This window comes from Massilia soli, from assembly GCF_016809835.1.
In the GTDB taxonomy this organism is placed as follows: domain Bacteria; phylum Pseudomonadota; class Gammaproteobacteria; order Burkholderiales; family Burkholderiaceae_D; genus Telluria_A; species Telluria_A soli.
In genome coordinates this window covers 462,543-479,839 of record NZ_JAFBIL020000001.1, presented here as the reverse complement: position 1 = coordinate 479,839, position 17,297 = coordinate 462,543, and the positions used below count along the sequence as shown (strand labels likewise).

Below are 17,297 nucleotides of genomic sequence, written 5' to 3'. Positions count from 1 at the left end.
CCAAAATGGTCATTCGGTGGCGCCCGGCAGCGGGTGGCGCCGGGTAGGCGCCGGTCACGGCCGGGGTGGGTGTCGCGATGGGCGACTTTTCTGGCGCGAGTGTATGGCCTTACCCGCAATAGGGGAAATAGGCTTTTGGGATAGGGGTATAAGAAATTCTGATGGCAGCGCGGCGCTGCCTTTTATTTGGGCAGATGCACGTGCGCACCGCGCCAGCCGCCGCTGTCGCACAGCTCGCGCGCCACCTGGTGGACCAGCTTGCCGACGGCCGCCGCGGCATTGGTCAGCGGGATATTCCTGGAGGCGCACAAGGTCACGCTGCGGCTCAGCGCCGGGTCGCGCAGGGGCCGGGCGACCAGCGCGCCGCTGTCGATCTGGTCCTGCAGCGGTGCGGCCGGCAGCAGCGTCGCGCCCATGTCGGCCAGCAGCGCCGACTTCAGGATGGCGATCGAATTGATCTCGATAACGTTGGCCAGCGCCAGGCCGGCTGCATGGGCGGCGTTTTCGATGCGCGGACGCACCCCTTGCTGCTGGGCGGGCAGGATCAGCGTCTGCCCGAGCGCGTCGGCAAGCGCCACGCTGGCGCCGCCCGGATCGAAGGCCGAGCCGGCGCGGCAAATGAACATCAGGTCTTCGTCGAGCAGCGGTGTGCTGCTAAATGCGCCCAGCAAGCCGTCATCGAACAGCACGGCCAGGTTGATGCGGCCGGATTTGAGCTGGTCGGCCAGGTTGCCGGACAGTTCTTCGGTCAGTTGCAGGCTGATTTCCGGATAGCGCGCGCGGATCGCCATCAGCAGGGGCAGGGCGAGGGCGCCGGAAATGCTGTGCGGCAGGCCCAGGGTGACGCTGCCGGACGGCCGGGTGGTCGACTGCACCACCGCCGAGCGCGCGTCGGCCACCTGCTTGAGGATCGCCTGCGCATGTTCGTAGAACACCTTGCCGGCGTCGGTGCAAAGCACGCCCTGGGCCGAGCGGTGCAGCAGTTGCGCGCCGAGCTCGTCTTCGAGCTGGCGCAGCTGCTGGGTCAGCGCCGGCTGGGCCACGTGCAGCACCAGCGCCGCGCGCGACAGGGCGCCATGGTCGACAATCGCGACGAAATAGCGGAGCTGGCGTAATTCCATGTTGCTTATTTCTCTAAATGTTGCACAAATAAAAATGTTGATAACGAAAAGAAATGTATTGCGGCAATGGAACAGTTATACTTGGCTAAAACCTCCGCGCGCTTCGCCCGCACATTACATCACACCGCCTCATCTATGCTAAAAAACATCGACGCATCCCAGCTGAAGGTTGGCATGTATATCCACAATCTGAGCTGCGACTGGATGACCCATCCGTTCGTGCGCAACCGCCTGCTGCTTAAAACCGAGGCAGAGATCCGCAAGATCGTCGATGCCGGCATCCATGATGTGGTGATCGATTGCGGTCGCGGCCTCGATGTGGACCATGCGCCGACCGTGGAAGAAACCCGCACCCGCACCGAGGAGGCGTTGATCGAGATCGCCGCGATGCCGGTGGCCCCTGCGCGCACGACGATGGCCGAGGAACTCAAGCGCGCCAGCCAGATCCGCCATCAGGCAACCGGGCTGGTGCGTACGGTGATGCAGGACGCCCGCCTCGGCAAGGCGATCGAGCTCGACCAGGTCGGGTCGGTGGTGGAAGACATTACCACGTCGATCCTGCGCAACCCCGGCGCGCTGATGGGGCTGCTACGCATCAAGACCAAGGATGACTACACCTTCCTGCATTCCGTGAGCGTGTGCACCCTGCTGGTGGCGTTCTGCCGCGCGCGCGGGCTGGACGGCGCGACCACGTACCAGGCCGGACTGGGCGGGCTGGTGCACGACGTCGGCAAGGCGCTGGTGCCGGACTCCGTGCTGAACAAGCCGGGCCGCCTGACCGAGGAAGAATTCGCCATCATCCGCAAGCACCCGCAGGACGGCTACGACATTTTGAAGCAGTCGCCGGGGATCGGCCAGATTCCGCTCGACATCACCTTGCACCACCACGAACGTTTCGACGGCAGCGGCTACCCCGGCAAGCAGGCCGGCGCCGGCATCAGTGAGCTGGCCCAGATGGCGGCGATTGTCGATGTGTACGATGCGATCACCGCCGACCGCTGCTACCACAAGGGCATGGCGGCGGCCGACGCGCTGCGCAAGCTCTACGAGTGGAGCAAGTTCCATTTCAATCCGCAGTTCGTGCAGGACTTCATGCGCTGCGTCGGCATCTACCCGGTCGGCACCTTGGTGCTGCTGGAATCCGGGCGGCTTGGGGTGGTGGTCGAGGCGCACGAGACCAACCTGCTCGCGCCCAAGGTCAACGTGTTCTTCCACACCAAGCGCGACACCTACATCAAGCCCGAAACGGTCGACCTGTCGCGCGCCTTGGGCATGGGCGGCGGCGACAAGATCGTGCGCCACGAAGCGCCTGAGAAATGGAAAGTCGACCCGATGCGCTTCATGGTGCTGGTCGATTAAGCGCCTGCCGCCCTCTTACTAGAAGAACTCGGCGGTGTCGTTGGCCGGCACCGCCTGCAGCAGCCCGCCCTCCACCAGCTGGTCGTAGTGGCAAGCCTGGTTGCGGCCGTGGCTCTTGGCGTAATACAGCGCCTGGTCCGCGTGCCCGAGAATGATCACCGGCGACTCGTAGGCGCAGATGCTGACGAAGCCGACACTGACCGTGACCTTGCCCACCTGGGGAAAATCGTGGCTTTCGACATTGATGCGGAAGCGGTCGATGATCTTTTGCGCGTTCTCCAGCGTGGCCGAGCGCAGCAGCACGACAAATTCCTCGCCGCCAAAGCGGAACACCCGGTCCTGCGAGCGGAACGACGACTGCAGCAGATTGGCGATCAGGATCAGCACTTCGTCGCCGTACAGGTGGCCGAACTTGTCGTTGACGAGTTTGAAGTGGTCGACATCGACCACTGCCAGCCATTGCTTTTCCTGGTTTGAGTGCTGGCGCCGCTCGGGCTGGCCCGGCAGCGGCGGGGCTTCCTCTTCCTCAACTTGCTCGCTGGAGCTTTGCAGCATCTTGGTGAGCTGGTGGTCGAAGGTCTTGCGGTTCAGCAGGCCGGTGAGCGAATCGCGTTCGCTGTAATCGAGCAGGTTCTGGAAGTTGCGGTAGACGCTGACGATGCCGCTGATGACGTGGATGGTGTCGGCGCTGTACGGCTCGAGGTGGACGATTTCCAGGCAGGTGTCGGCGCTGTCGCCCATCCAGATCGGCAGCCACAGCGTGCGGATGCCGTCCGGCGCGACGCGCTCGGCGTTGGTCTCGTGGCGTGCCAGGCAGGCGGCCAGTTCGGGATAGCTGGTGATCGCTTCGCCGGGGCTGTTGGTGTCGGCCGGTTCGACGATCGATGCCGGCCTGCCGGCGCCAATGATGGCGCGGGCGCGGACAAATTTCTGGGAGCGGACGCTGGCGATGCTGAGCACGCGCGTCTGGCGCGCGCCGGCCAGTTCCTGCACTGCCGAGATCACCGAGATGTCGAGCATCGTGTGATCGCGGTGGCCGGTCATGTCCACCATGTGTCTCAGAAGGGAATCCATGTCGTTCTCAGAAATGTAATCAAGCAACCACGCATCGCCCCGGAACCACGCCCACCTTTATTTTGCAAAGGCGCCGCGAGCAGCCCGGCACTGGGCAATTCCAAAGAACAGCCATCGAGCATAATGGTTTTTTGTACTTTAAGCAACTCCCTGCGTTGGGCTGCCTGTGCTCCAGTGGCCGATTCTACCGTTCCCTGCGGCTTTACGGATGTCCCAAGAGAAATTTATCCCCCATCAAGCCACAGCCGGCCGGACCTCGAAAAGCGCAAGCAAACAGCGGTGGGAAAAAATGCCGTGTGGAAAACTTGCGCACAGTCAACTTGCCGTACGGAATCGAAATGTATAGTGAACTCAATGGCGCAGGAATTCAAATCCAGCAGCAAGGAGGGCAGCAGATCGCGCTCCTCTGCGCCAGGGCATGTGTCTATTTTTCACTTACAAGGAGTCTGCCATGAACACCATTTCCACTGCACTGAAACAGTTCGTGAACGACGAAGACGGCGTGACCGCGATCGAGTACGGCATGATCGCGGCGTTGATTGCGACCGCACTGGCACTGGGTGTCGGCGCTGTGTCGGGCAAGCTGACGTCGGCGTTCGACTTCATCGCTAGCAAGATGACGACGCCAGCCGCCTAACGGCGAATTGCTTTCCGGGCTGGGCCCGGTCCGGAAAGCGTTTTTCCATCTTCAGTGAGTCTGCCATGAGCAATGCACTGTATCTCGATGGGTTCCTGATTGCGCTGGTGTTGGCCGCATGCCTGCAAGACCTTGCGGAGCGCAAGATTCCCAACCGGCTGGTCCTGTGCGGACTGTTTTGCGCCGGAGCACTCCACCTCAATTCCGCCACCCCCTTCAATATTGTCGCCGTCGGCCTGGCCGGCAGCGCGGTGGGCTTGATCGCCTTTCTACCGCTTTACCTGTTGCGTGGCATGGCCGCCGGCGACGTCAAGCTGATGGCGATGGTCGGCGCCTTCACCGGTGTCGAGCTGGCCATGGAAATCGCCATTGCCGCGTTTTGCGCCGGCGGGGTGATGGCGCTGGTGATGGTCGCCCAGAACGGACGCTGGCGCGACTTCGCCGCCAACATGCGCATCTTGTTGCGCCCTCTATATATGCGCGTGCTCGGCATGCCGTATGCCCGCGAGCAGCTGGCCGGCGGCAGCAGCGTCGGCGGCATGCCATATGGCGTGGCGATCGCCAGCGCCACCTGCCTGATGCTGTGGATTCGCCACGGCTGAACTTGCCACACGGCTTTGCTTGCTATTCGTCAATGGACCGATTGCCGTGCTCGTTAGAATCAATTGTGACTTTCAGAAACGTGCGGTGCTGAGGAGGACAACCATGATTGAAGCCGAACTGACCGCGGCGCGAACCGCCGAGGCCATACGTGGCCAGGCGGGACCGGTGGGCGATCAGCTTGCCACGCTGCCGCCGCAGCCCAAGACGGTGCGCGAAACCGGACTGGAGCTGTCGCTGCTGGTGGAACTGGCGTCGAAAGCAATGTACTCCGGCGCCAAGATCCCGCTCCCATTACTGGCCGGCAAGCTGCGCGTGTCGATCGGCGTGATGCGCGAAGTGCTCGAGGCGATGGTCGCCGACCAGATGACCGAAGCCGGCTGGGGCGGCGACACCGACCTCGACCTGCAATACCACCTGACCGCCATCGGCAAACAGCGCGCCGCCGAGTACCTGGCACGCTGCCGCTACGCCGGCCCGGCGCCGGTCACCTTGCAGGCTTACCGCGATGTCTGCCTGCGCCAGTCGACCCGCCAGGCCGATGCGCCGCGCATCGGCGCCGCCGAGATGGCCGCCGCGTTCGCCGATGACCACCTCGATGCGGCGGTCTGCGAGCAGCTCGGCGCGTCGCTGCAATCGAGCCGCTCGTTGCTGCTGTATGGCCCGTCCGGCAGCGGCAAGACCACGCTGGCGCGCAAAGTCGGCCAGCTCCAGCAGGGGCTGGTCGCGGTGCCGCATGCGATCCTGGTCGACCAGGACATCATCCAGTTTTACGATCCGCTGGTGCACCTGGCCCCGAGCCAGGCCGCGCGCCAGGGCGAAAACCAGCGCAGCGTCGATGCGCGCTGGTCGCTGTGCCAGCGTCCGGTGGTGCAGCTTGGCGCCGAACTGAGCCAGGAAATGCTCGACCTGCGCTACGACAGCGCCAACGGCGTCTACCAGGCGCCGCCGCATTTCATGGCCAACGGCGGCATGCTGGTGGTCGACGACCTCGGGCGCCAGCGGGTGGCGCCGGCCGACCTGCTGAACCGCTGGGCCACCCCGCTCGAGGCCGGCACCGACCAGCTGACGGTCGACGGCGGCCACAAGATCGGCGTGCCGTTCGACGCCACCCTGGTGTTCATCACGAATTACGCTCCGGCGCGCCTGCTCGACGACGCCTCGATGCGGCGGGTCGGCTACAAGATCCAGGTCGGCGCGCTGACCGAACAGAATTACCGCGCGCTGTTCCGCCACCAGTGCCGCCTGCTGCGCATCAGCCACGACGATGCGGTGGCGGAGCACTTGCTGACGCGGCTGCACGCACCGGCGGGCCGTCCGCTGCTGGCCAGCACTCCGCGCGAACTGCTGGGCAGGATCTGCGACTTCGCCAGCTTCTCCGGCATCGCGCCGCGGCTGACCGTCGCCACCCTCGAACAAGCCTGGGTCAGCATGTTTGCCGGCTGCGCCCATGGCCTCGTATCGCCTTCCTTGCCACCCGCCCCGTATAACACGTACGGCTCCGATCCCTTGCTCGAGAGAATCTGATGAAAAACAAGCGCGCGCTCATTATGATGGCCGTTGCGGTCCTGTTCGGGATTGCCGCGGTGGTCCTGGCCTCGCTCTGGCTGGCCAAGCAATCGGCGAAAAGTGCCCAGCGGGTGGTGGTGGCGGTGGCCGATGTCGGCCGCGGCCAGAAGCTGCTGCCGGAAATGCTGAAGCTGGAAGAAATCAGCGTCAAGAACCTGCCGAAGGACGCCTTCACCGACTTTTCCAAGCTGGCCGACCGTGTCCTCAAGAGCAACATCATGCGCGGTGAAGTCCTCAGCGAGGACAAGCTGGCGCCGCCCGGCACGGTGGGCGGGCTGTCGGCCATGATCACCGAAGGCAAGCGGGCGATCACGGTGCGCGTCAACGACGTGATCGGCGTGGCCGGCTTTGCGCTGCCGGGCAATTATGTCGATGTCATCGTGCACCTGGAACGCGACCCGGCCGAGAACGAGCGCAATGCCCGTCCCGCGCTGCATGTATCGAAAATCGTCCTCGAACGCATTTTGGTGCTGGCGGTGGCCCAGGAAGTCAGTCGCGACGACACCAAGCCGCGCGTGGTCAATGCGGTGACGCTCGAAGTCTCGCCGCAGGAGGCCGAACACCTCGACCTGGCACGCAGCGTGGGCACCTTGTCGTTGGCGCTGCGCAACCAGATCGATCCGAAATCGCCGGCCACCCCCGGCGCCACCAAACGCACCCTGCTCGACGACCTTGCTGCCTTGCCGGTGGCGGCTCCGGCCAAACCGCTCAAGCCTGCCGCGCCTGCCAAACCGCGCGTGCTGACGGTGGCGGCGCCGGTCAAGCGCGACTGCGTGCCGGTGATTATCGGCGGGCGAACCACGCAGGAATGCTTCTAGGCTGGGACAGCGGTTTTTTCCTTACTCACGACTTTTTCGGGATGAGCGATATGGACAAAGGCATAGGGCAGCACACCACGTGCGCAATGCGGCTCGGCGCAATGGCCGTCATGCTGGCGATGGCGCACGGCGCGGCGGCGGCCGCGGCGGCCCAGCCAGGGCCAGCGGCAAAGGGCCAATCCCCGCGCGCGGAAAGCAGTCCGCGTTGCAGCGGCGAAGCGGCGCGGCCAGGCAGCATGGCGCTGCAAGTGGGCAAATCGAACCTGATGCGCCTGCCCGAGCCGGTTAGCCACCGCAGCGTCGGCAATCCTGGCATCGTGCAGTCGATGCTGGTGGCGCCGGATACGCTGTACCTGGTCGGCGTCGATATCGGCACCACCAACATGATCATCCAGGGCAGGGGCGGCGCTTGCAGCGTGATCGACATTACGGTGTCGATGGACCCGACGGCGCTGCAGGCCACCTTGGCCAGCGTAATGCCGGACGAGAAAAACATTCGCGTGCAAGCGGCGGCCGATTCGCTGATCCTGACCGGCGACGTGTCCGATGGCGCTGCCGTGACGCGCGCCAATGAACTGGCGCAGGCCTTCGTGCGGCGGGCGCAGCGTCCGCTGGCGCAAAAGAGCGACGACAAGGATGCGCCGTCCGGCAGCAGCGCAGGCGGCGGTGGGGATTCGAACGCGCGTATCGTGAACATGTTGTCGGTCAGCGCACCCCAGCAAGTGATGTTGGAGGTGAAGATTGCCGAGGTCTCGAAGACCCTGCTCGAGCGCCTGGAAGCGGGCACCACCTTAAAGCTGAACCATGGCAGCTGGGCCACGACCTTGCTGTCGAACTTCCTGACCGGCACCGCGCGCGGCCTGCTGGACGCCCGCAAGACCAACGGCAACCAGCTGACCCTCGAGGCACACAAGCAGGACGGCCTGGTGCGCGTGCTGGCCGAGCCGACCGTGATGGCGATCAGCGGCCAGGAGGGCAGTTTCCTGGCTGGCGGCAAGATACTGATCCCGGTGGCGCAGGAAAACAACCGCATCACGCTGGAAGAGAAGGAATTCGGCGTCGGCCTGCGCTTCACGCCGACAGTCTTGTCGGGCGGCCGCATCAACCTGCGCGTGGCGCCTGAGGTATCGGAAATCTCGCGCGAAGGCGTCGGCATCAGTGCTGCCGGATTCACTGGCGGCTCGATCCTGCCTTTGATCACGACGCGCCGCGCCAGCACCACCGTCCAGCTGTACGACGGCCAGAGTTTCGCCATCGGCGGGCTGATCAAGAACAACCTGGTCAACAACCTCAAGGGATTGCCCGCGCTGGGTGAAGTGCCGGTGCTCGGCGCCTTATTCCGCAGCACCGACTACCAGCAGGACCGCACCGAACTGGTGTTCGTGGTCACGGCCCACCTGGTCAAGCCTTTGCCGCCTGACTACTCGTTGCCGACCGACAAACTGATTCCTGCCAGCCGCACCGAGCTCCTGCTGGGCGGAAAAATGGAAGGCAGCGTGCCGGCAGCGGAGACCACGCCGGCACGCCAGGCAGCGGCGCCGTCCGCCGAGGCAGCACGCGGGTTCGAACTCAAATAGGAGGCGTCATGGATAACCGACTTTGCAGCATCCCGCGCAGCTTGTCGCTGCTGGCGCTGGCCGCCACCCTGACTGCCTGCGCCGAAACCACGCCGCGCTGGGACAGCAGCTTTGGCAACTCGGTGCGCAGCACCTTTGCCGCCCAGGTCATCAACCCGGCCGCGGTGCGCAACGCCAACCCGGCCGGCGGCATCGATGGCCGCGCGGCGATGACGGCGCAGAAGAAATATGAGACCGGCGCCGGCGCCCAGGACACGTCCGTCTCGGCCACCTCGATGATTGGCGGCGCTTCAAAATGATCACCTCGCGCAGCATGCCTCGGGCGGCGCTTCGCCGGCGTGGATCGATATCGGTGATGTACGTCTCGTTGCTGATCCCGATCATCGGCTTCGCCGGACTGGCGCTCGACCTGTCGTTCGCCTACACCCGCCGCACCGAGCTGCAAAGCCTGGCCGACGCGGCGGCGATGGCGGCTGCGCGTGCCCTGGACGGTACGGAAGCCGGCATCACGGCCGCCAAGACCGCGGCGCGCACGATCGCCGAGCGCCAGCGCTACAGCTTCGGCAAGGCGGTGGTGTGGGACGACGACGCGCTGCGTTTCAGCGATTCGCCCGACAAGCCCGATGGCGACTGGCTGCCCGCCGCTGCAATCAACGCGACCCGGGCATCGAGCTATTTCTATGTGCGGGTCGACACCCGCGCGCTCCACCCGGACCACGGAATATCCGACGTTGTCTTCATGCGCGTGCTTGGCGGCGAGACACGATCGATGAGCATGGCGGCACGTGCGATTGCCGGGCGCACCGGCATCCAGGTGACCCCGTTGGCGGTGTGCGCGATCAAGAACACCGCGGTATCGACACACGACGTTAAAAAAGGCGCCACCGTATTGAAAGAGTTGGCGCAATACGGGTTCCGTCGCGGGGTCAGCTACAACCTGCTCAATATGAATCCGCACGGCACCACCGCTGTCAGCTACCTGGTCAACCCGCTCGACTTTCCGAACCAGCCAGAGACGGCCAGCCACCGCTCGCTGGCCATGGTGCGGCCGTTTGTCTGTAACGGATCAATAGCGGCGAGCAATTTGCGCAGCGGCGCAAAGGTGTACGTCGCCGACCCATTTCCAGCCACGCTCGCCACCGAGCTCAATTCGCGCTTTGGCAGTTTTTCAGGGTCGAGTTGCGATGCGATCGCCGCACCGTCCGATCGCAACATCAGGGAATTCAACAGCTGGTACTTCAACTGGTGGATGAATTCCACAGGCACCATCAACGGTAGTGCGCAGCCGCTCGAGATCGGCGGGGCGAAGCTGACGGTCGCCGAGCAGTCCGACCCGATCTTAGGCATTACCAGGACACACTATGGACCTTTGTGGTCGTTTTCAAAGGCCGTCTACTACGACAGTGGCGCTGCCGATGGGGTCGGCGCCCCGTTCTCCAAGGATGACTGGCCTAGCCTGTATCCGGTCGGTTCCGGCACGGCGCTGGCCAGCGCCTACTCCGACACCGCTGTCAGTCCGTACAGTGGCTTGCACTTGACGCTGGGGCCATCGCCGTTCCTTGCCCAGCGCCGGGTCCTGAATGTGCCGCTGCTGGCCTGTCCCGTGGCCGGCAGCACCGCCACGGTGCTCGCCATCGGCCGCTTCTTTATGAGTTCACGCGCTGATGCAGCTGCCCCGGCCGTTCACGGCGAGTTCGCCGGCCTGCTGCGCGATAACCAGTTGCCATCGACGGTGGGGTTATACAAATGAATGCGTACATTACCAGACAGCGCCAGCGCGGTATCGCTGCAGTCGAACTCGCGCTGATACTCCTGGCCACCTCCTTCCTTCTTCCCGCCATATTCCTTTTTGCCCGGGTGTTCTACCACTACAACGTACTCAAGCAGGCGACCCAGGACGCTGCCAACGCCATGGCGATGACGCCACGGATGGAAATGATATCGGCGTCCGGCATGAACGCGGCAAAGGCGCGTTCGACTCAGATGGTCATCAACGCGATTACGTCTGCCGGGATCAGGCCGCCGGAGGAGCTTTGGGTCATCATCTATTGCAACGGTGGCGTTGGCATGTGCATCCACTCGTCGGCAGTCGTGGAAATCAACGTGTCCGCCTCATTCACCCTATTCGATGAGTTTTACATCGAGACCGCGCCATGGCTACCCGACACATTTGGCGGCCCCAGCTGGACATTCATCGCGACCTCCAACGCGTCCTATCAAAACTAGGACGGCCGCCATGAATCCACTCCGTCTTCGTCATGTACGGCCTGTGCAGCAACGCGGCGCCACCGCCGTCGAATTCGTCCTGTGCGCGATGTTCGTATTCTTTCCTCTTGTGTTTGGCATGATCGAGCTGTCGCGCGCACTTTATCTGTGGAACACCATGACCGAGGTGACGCGCCGCGCCGCGCGTGCCGCCGCCGTCAGTGAATTCGACACGACCTCGAAGGCGGCGGTGCAGCGCTACGCGATGTTTGGCACCGACAAGCTTCCCCTGGCAGGCGACATCACGGACGCTCACGTCACCATCGACTACCTGCAGTCGGACGCCGCTACCCCGGTGGTCGCGATGCCGACGTGCCCCACCGCGAACCTGGTCAACTGCACGGCCAATCCGAACGGTCCAAGCTGCATCCGCTTTGTGCGCGTGCGCCTGTGCCTGGACGGCGCCGGCAGCTGCTCGCAAATCCCGTACAAGTCGATCAGCGGCTTCCACACTTTCGCCCCAGGCCGGCTCTCATTTCCCAGGTTTACCACCATTTCGCCGGTCGGTTCGCTAGGCCGCAGTCCCGCCATCACAACGACATGCCCATAGCGGGCGTCTGAAATTGAGCAGAGGAGTGACATGAAAGCGTTGATCATCACCCGCGACAGCGAGCTGCACGCGGAAATCGCGTCCCAGGGTACGGCGCGCGTACCGCCCATCAGCTTGGTGGCAAGCCGCGCCAGCCTGCGCGAGGCGCTCGACCGCCTGATGCCTGACAATCCGGGCGTCGTCATCATCGACGCCACCGATCCGGATATCCAGGAAGGCGATCTGCTCGAACGGCTGGCAAAGCACTACCAGTCGTCGTGCTTCATGCTGCTGACGCGCGACCACCAACAAGAGCTCCTGATCCGCGCGATGCGCGCCGGCGTGCGCGAAGTGCTGCAGCTGCCGCTGGTGCACCGCGCCTTCCATGAGGCGATGGACCGGGTTGCGCAGACCGTCGGCGTGCCCGACATGCGCGACGGTAAAGTACTTGCCTTCATCTCCTGCAAGGGCGGCAGCGGCGCCACCTTCATTTCCACCAACTTCGGCTACGCGCTGGCCGCGCTGGCGCAAAAGAAGGTGCTGCTGATCGACCTGCACGGCCAGTTCGGCGACGCCACGCTGTATGTCTCGGACCAGAAACCGGCCATGACGCTGTCGGACGTGTGCAGCCAGATCGCCCGCATCGACGGGCCGTTCCTCGATTCCTGCCTGGTGCACGTCACTCCCGGCTTCGGCATCCTCGCCGCCGCCGACGACCCGACCCATGCTGTAGACCTGAAACCCGAGCACATGGACACCATCCTGCGGGTGGCGCGCCAGCACTACGACTACATCGTGCTCGATGTCGGCCGCCAGATCGACGCCATCTCGCTGCGCGCGCTCGACAACGCCGATGCGATTCACCCGGTGCTGCAGCTGGCCTTGCCCGACATCCGCGACGGCCGCCGCCTGCTCGACATCTTCCGCTCGCTCGGCTACCCGGTCGATCAGACCCGCCTGATCGTCAACCGCTACGAGAAGGGCGGCAAGCTGCGCCTGCAGGACTTGCAGAACGCCCTCGGCGCGGACGTGATGCACACCATCCCGAACGACTACATCGCCGCCACCGACTCGGTGAACCAGGGCGTGCCCGCGCTCGAACTGTCGCGCTCGAGCGCGGTGGCGCGCAGCCTCGCCGACCTGGTCGAACTGGTGACCGCGCGGCGCGCGCCGGAGACCAACAAGGGCCTGTTCGACCGCCTGTTCGGCCGCGCCGACACCGACGCCTGATATCACGGAGACTGTTATGACGCTGCGCGAACGCCTGTCCTCCCCCGATGAAAGCAAGGCGCTGGCCGTGCCGCTGGCTGTCGAGCCAGCCAACCAGGCCTACCAGGAACTGAAGAAGTCGATGCACCAGATGATCCTCGACCGGATCGACCTGGAGCGCCTGAAGCGCCTGACCACCGAGCAGTTCAAGCACGAACTGGCGCTGCTGATCCAGCGCATCATCGAAGAAGAGCGGATCGTCCTGAACCAGAACGAGCGCAATAACCTGGTACTGGATATCCAGCACGAGATGCTCGGTTTCGGTCCGCTCGAACCGCTGCTCAACGACCCGACCATCTCTGACATCCTGGTCAACACCCACGCCAAAGTCTATATCGAACGGCGCGGCAAGCTGGAACTGACCGATGTGACCTTCCACGACAGCGCCCACCTGATGAAGATCATCGAGAAGATCGTCTCGCGGGTAGGCCGCCGGGTTGACGAATCGAGCCCGATGGTCGATGCGCGCCTGCCTGACGGCTCGCGCGTGAACGCAATCATTCCGCCGCTGGCGGTCGATGGGCCGATCCTGTCGATCCGGCGCTTCTCGTCGTCGCCGCTGACGGTGCAAAACCTGCTCGACTACAAAAGCTTGACTCCGCCGATGGTGCAGGTACTCGAGGCGCTTGGCCGCGCCAAGATCAATATCCTGATTTCGGGCGGCACCGGCAGCGGCAAGACCACGCTGCTGAACCTTATCTCCGGCTTCATCCCGGCCAATGAGCGCATCGTGACGATCGAAGACGCGGCCGAGCTGCAGATGCGCCAGCCGCACGTGGTGCGTCTCGAAACGCGGCCGCCCAACATCGAAGGCAAGGGCGAGGTGACGCAGCGCGCATTGGTGCGCAACGCGCTGCGCATGCGCCCCGACCGCATCATCCTGGGCGAGGTACGCGGCGCCGAGGCACTCGACATGCTGCAGGCGATGAACACCGGCCACGAAGGATCGCTCGCGACCATCCATTCGAACACCCCGCGCGACGCCCTGTCGCGGCTTGAAAACATGGTCGGCATGGCGGGCGTGACACTCACGCCGCGCGCGGTGCGCCAGCAGATTTGTTCGGCGGTCACGGTGGTGGTGCAGGTGACGCGCCTGACCGACGGCGCCCGCAAGCTGGTGAGCATGCAGGAGATCACCGGCATGGAAGGCGACATCCTGGCGATGCAGGAGATCTTCCGCTTCGAGCAGACCGGGGTCGGGACCGATGGCAAGGTGCTTGGACAATTTTCGGCCACCGGCGTGCGGCCGCGCTTCGCCGAACGCCTGCGCATGTTTGGCGCAGCGGTGCCGGACAGCGCGTTCGATCCCTCGCGCGTCTTCGAGTAACCTGGGGGAGCCGACATGGACGCTATCTATTACGGTTTCGCGGTTCTGCTGTTCGCCGCCGTCATCCTGCTGGTGGAGGGCGCCTATTTGTGGTGGAGCAGCACCCACGGCGGCGAGGCGCAGCGCATTTCGCGCCGGCTGCGTGTAATGTCGGGCGGTGTCGACGGCGGCCCCGGCGACGTATCGATCCTGAAGCAGCGCCGCTACAGCAAGAACGACGAGATCGACAAGCTGCTGCACAAGAGCCGCGCCGCGAACGCGATCGACCGGCTGATCATGCAGGCCGGCGTGCGCTGGTCGGTGGTGCAGTTTATTGGCGCCACCGCCGCCATGATGCTGTCCGGCTTCGTGATGGCACAGGCGTGGGAGGTGCCGCTGTTGGCGCAGCTGGTGATCGTCGCGTTGCTGACATCGGTGCCTTACCTGATGCTGCGGCGCGCGCGCCGCCAGCGGCTGATCAAGATCGAGCAGCAGCTACCTGAAGCGGCGGACTTTATCGCGCGCGCGCTGCGCTCGGGCCACTCGTTCACCAACGTGCTGCAGATGGTCGGCTCCGAACTGCCCGAGCCGCTGTGCGGCGAGTTTCGCGCCGCGCATGAAGAAATCAACTATGGCGTACCGCTCAACGAAGCGCTGCACAACCTGGCCGACCGCATTCCGCTGACCGACCTGCGCTACCTGGTGATCGCGGTGCTGATCCAGCGCGAGTCCGGCGGCAACCTGGCCGAGATCCTCCACAACATCAGCCACATCATCCGCGAGCGCCTCAAGCTGATCGCGCAGGTCAGGGTGCTGTCCGCCGAAGGCCGGATGTCTGCCTGGATCCTTGGCCTGCTGCCGTTTGCCGTCATCGTGATGATGTCGGTGACCAGCCATGGATATATCAGCCTGCTGTGGACCGATCCAATCGGCGTCCAGCTGCTCTGGCTCGGCGCCGGCATGATCCTGATCGGGGTCGTGTGGCTACGCCGCGTGATCCACATCCGCGTTTAAGGGGAACCACATGACCGGCCCGCAAATCATATTTCTCTGTATCGTTTTCTCCACCGTGTGCGGACTGGCGCTGCTCGCCATGGTGATCTTCTCGCCAGGGTACATGCGCATCCGGCTCGATACCTTCATGGGCAAGGCAGAGCCGAGCGCGCTGGAAACCGGCGGCTGGGTCGAGAAGGCGGCCAAGGTGGCGCAGCCCTTTTCGCGGCTGTCGCTGCCGGAGGAGGGCTGGGAACGGTCAAGCCTGCGCACGCGCTTCATGAATGCCGGCTGGCGCAATCCTGCCGCGGCAACCCTGTACTTCGCATCGAAGTCGCTGCTGGCGCTGCTGTTCCCGGGCGCACTGGCGCTGATGCTGGCCATTTCAGGGCCTCCGATGCCGGGCCAGCAGATGCTGATGCTGTTGCTGCTGTTCGCCGCGATGGGCTATTACCTGCCGAATGTGGTGCTGGGCCGGATCGCATCGCGCCGCCAGCGCGAAATCTTCGAAACCATTCCCGATGCGCTCGACCTGCTGACTGTCTGCGTCGAGGCGGGCCTGAGCCTGGAGCGCGCGCTGATCAAGGTGGCGGGCGAGATCCACATCAAGAGCCTCACGCTGGCGCAGGAGCTGCAGCTGGTGCTGATGGAGATGCGGGCTGGCTTCACCAAGGAGAAGGCACTGCGCAACTTCGCGCTGCGCAGTGGAGTGGAAGACGTCGACACGCTGGTCGCGATGCTGATCCAGTCCGAGCGCTTTGGCACCAGCATGGGCGACTCGCTGCGGGTTCATTCCGATAACCTGCGCACCAAGCGGCGCATGGCGGCGGAGGAGACGGCGGCCAAGATCGGCCTCAAGCTGCTGTTCCCGCTGATCTTCTTTATCTTCCCCACCTTGCTGATGGTCCTTCTCGGACCAGCCGGAATCCAGATTGCCCGCACCCTGCCGGCAATGACCGGTGGTACCTAACGCTGTCTGAGAGGAGAATCAAATGAACCTGAAACTGAAGCGTCTAACGACCGTATGCGCCGGCGCATTCCTGTTTACGGCGTGCGCCGACCTTGGACAGCGTCCCACCCCGAGCGCGGTGCCGCCGCCGGCGGCAGCAAGTGCCAGTGCCAACGCCAATGAGGCGTACGTGCTCGGTCGCAGCCTGCATATGGCGCGCCGCTTCGAAGCGGCCACCGCCGCATACCTGGCGGCGTTGGCGGCGCAGCCGCAGCATGTCAATGCGCGCAACGGCTTGGCAACGCTCTACGCCGAGCAGGGCGAGTTCGCCAAGGCGATCCCGATCTGGCAGCAGCTCACCGGCGAGTCGGACACCAAGGCCGGACCGGAGACCGCCTTCTTGTTCAGTAACCTCGGCTATGCGCATTTCCTCAACGGCGAATACGACAATGCCCTGGCTGCGCTTGAGAAAGCCTGCCTGCTCGATCCGCTCAACGACCGCGCCTGGGAGCATCTCGGCAGCGCGCTCGACAAGATGGGCCAGGCCGAGCGCGCCCAGTTGATGTACAAGCAGGCCGCCGCGCTGCGCCAACATGACTTCAAGGCTGACTACGCGTTGGCGCGGCAGCCGGTCGCGCCAGCGATTGAAAAGGCGGTCAACGCCGGTCCACGCGATGCCAATGCCTGGGCCACGACGGAAGTCCGCCAGCTCGCCAACGGCATGTTCGAACTGCACCGGATTCCGGCAGCCACGCAGGCGCAAGCGGGGCCGGAGCCGCTGCCTGCTCCTGTCCTTGTTCCGCACGAACTGCTGGCCGTGCTGCCGGCAGTTTCGCCGCCGGAGAAGGCGATGCTGGAAATCCGTAACGGTAACGGCGTCACGGGCATGGCGAAGGCCTTGTCGATGAAAATGGACCAAGAGAGCGTCCGGGTAGTGCGCCTGTCGAACCAGCGTCCGTTTGATGTACGGCAGACTCGTGTCGAATATCAGCCTGCGTTCCGCGAAGCTGCGGAAAGGCTGGCCGAGCGCTTTGACAATGCCGTTGTAATCGAGGCCGGCAGCGTGAAGCCGGCCAACCTTCGCCTGGTGATCGGACGCGACATCGTCAAGCGCGATTTCGCGATCAAACCTGTCCCCAGGGAGGTGCCAGCCACCTTTGTTCAACGTCAAACCCCTGCTCACGGCGCGCGCCACAATGAGGAAGACCCCCACCTCAAACCTGGAGCATAG

The 17,297-nt window shown here is 64.3% G+C and carries 17 protein-coding genes; 15 read left to right on the top strand and 2 right to left on the bottom strand.

The window, feature by feature from the left end; translation table 11 throughout:
* Positions 1-182 precede the first annotated feature (182 nt).
* The gene (locus I4X03_RS02235; RefSeq protein WP_223464962.1) at positions 183-1,121 is read right to left on the bottom strand and encodes a LysR substrate-binding domain-containing protein; all 939 of its coding nucleotides are present in this window, start codon (positions 1,119-1,121) and stop codon (positions 183-185) included.
* A gap of 135 nt (positions 1,122-1,256) precedes the next feature.
* Between I4X03_RS02235 and I4X03_RS02230 the strand changes: the two genes are divergently transcribed.
* Positions 1,257-2,480, top strand: coding sequence for an HD-GYP domain-containing protein (locus I4X03_RS02230; RefSeq protein ID WP_223464960.1), 1,224 nt, complete (start codon positions 1,257-1,259; stop codon positions 2,478-2,480).
* A gap of 18 nt (positions 2,481-2,498) precedes the next feature.
* Here I4X03_RS02230 and I4X03_RS02225 read toward each other — a convergent pair whose 3' ends face one another.
* Positions 2,499-3,554 (bottom strand): GGDEF domain-containing protein, encoded by a 1,056-nt coding sequence (locus I4X03_RS02225; protein ID WP_223464958.1) that lies wholly within the window; start codon positions 3,552-3,554, stop codon positions 2,499-2,501.
* Positions 3,555-4,005: 451 nt separating this feature from the next.
* Here I4X03_RS02225 and I4X03_RS02220 point away from each other — a divergent pair, with 451 nt between their 5' ends.
* From I4X03_RS02220 to I4X03_RS02155, 14 genes are all read left to right on the top strand, one after another.
* On the top strand, positions 4,006-4,191 hold the full coding sequence (locus I4X03_RS02220) for a Flp family type IVb pilin (protein ID WP_223464955.1): 186 nt from the start codon (positions 4,006-4,008) through the stop codon (positions 4,189-4,191).
* 65 nt (positions 4,192-4,256) lie between these two features.
* Positions 4,257-4,793, top strand: a complete 537-nt coding sequence (locus tag I4X03_RS02215; RefSeq protein WP_223464947.1) for an A24 family peptidase — start codon at positions 4,257-4,259, stop codon at positions 4,791-4,793.
* 103 nt (positions 4,794-4,896) lie between these two features.
* On the top strand, positions 4,897-6,318 hold the full coding sequence (locus tag I4X03_RS02210; RefSeq protein WP_223464944.1) for a DUF8689 domain-containing protein: 1,422 nt from the start codon (positions 4,897-4,899) through the stop codon (positions 6,316-6,318).
* Positions 6,318-7,178 (top strand): Flp pilus assembly protein CpaB, encoded by an 861-nt coding sequence (gene cpaB / locus I4X03_RS02205; RefSeq protein WP_223464943.1) that lies wholly within the window; start codon positions 6,318-6,320, stop codon positions 7,176-7,178. Before I4X03_RS02210 ends, cpaB begins: the two co-directional genes overlap by 1 nt.
* Before the next feature lie 50 nt (positions 7,179-7,228).
* The gene (locus I4X03_RS02200; RefSeq protein WP_223464940.1) at positions 7,229-8,755 is read left to right on the top strand and encodes a type II and III secretion system protein family protein; all 1,527 of its coding nucleotides are present in this window, start codon (positions 7,229-7,231) and stop codon (positions 8,753-8,755) included.
* Between the two features lie 8 nt (positions 8,756-8,763).
* Complete coding sequence (locus I4X03_RS02195) at positions 8,764-9,054, top strand: hypothetical protein (protein WP_223464938.1); 291 nt, start codon at positions 8,764-8,766, stop codon at positions 9,052-9,054.
* Complete coding sequence (locus I4X03_RS02190; protein WP_307735326.1) at positions 9,051-10,505, top strand: pilus assembly protein TadG-related protein; 1,455 nt, start codon at positions 9,051-9,053, stop codon at positions 10,503-10,505. The genes I4X03_RS02195 and I4X03_RS02190 overlap by 4 nt, the downstream gene beginning before the upstream one ends.
* Positions 10,502-10,981, top strand: a complete 480-nt coding sequence (locus I4X03_RS02185) for a TadE family protein (RefSeq protein WP_223464936.1) — start codon at positions 10,502-10,504, stop codon at positions 10,979-10,981. Before I4X03_RS02190 ends, I4X03_RS02185 begins: the two co-directional genes overlap by 4 nt.
* Positions 10,982-10,991: 10 nt before the next feature.
* Positions 10,992-11,570 carry a TadE family protein gene (locus I4X03_RS02180; protein WP_223464935.1) on the top strand — a complete coding sequence of 193 codons (579 nt, stop codon included), beginning with the start codon at positions 10,992-10,994 and terminating at the stop codon, positions 11,568-11,570.
* 30 nt (positions 11,571-11,600) lie between these two features.
* The gene (locus I4X03_RS02175; protein WP_223464934.1) at positions 11,601-12,779 is read left to right on the top strand and encodes a CpaE/TadZ family protein; all 1,179 of its coding nucleotides are present in this window, start codon (positions 11,601-11,603) and stop codon (positions 12,777-12,779) included.
* A gap of 16 nt (positions 12,780-12,795) precedes the next feature.
* The gene (locus tag I4X03_RS02170; RefSeq protein ID WP_223464933.1) at positions 12,796-14,145 is read left to right on the top strand and encodes a TadA family conjugal transfer-associated ATPase; all 1,350 of its coding nucleotides are present in this window, start codon (positions 12,796-12,798) and stop codon (positions 14,143-14,145) included.
* Between the two features lie 15 nt (positions 14,146-14,160).
* Positions 14,161-15,138, top strand: a complete 978-nt coding sequence (locus I4X03_RS02165) for a type II secretion system F family protein (RefSeq protein WP_223464932.1) — start codon at positions 14,161-14,163, stop codon at positions 15,136-15,138.
* 10 nt (positions 15,139-15,148) lie between these two features.
* A complete protein-coding gene (locus I4X03_RS02160) occupies positions 15,149-16,087 on the top strand; it encodes a type II secretion system F family protein (RefSeq protein WP_223464931.1) in 939 nt (312 codons plus the stop codon).
* 22 nt (positions 16,088-16,109) lie between these two features.
* Positions 16,110-17,297, top strand: coding sequence for a LytR C-terminal domain-containing protein (locus tag I4X03_RS02155; RefSeq protein ID WP_223464930.1), 1,188 nt, complete (start codon positions 16,110-16,112; stop codon positions 17,295-17,297).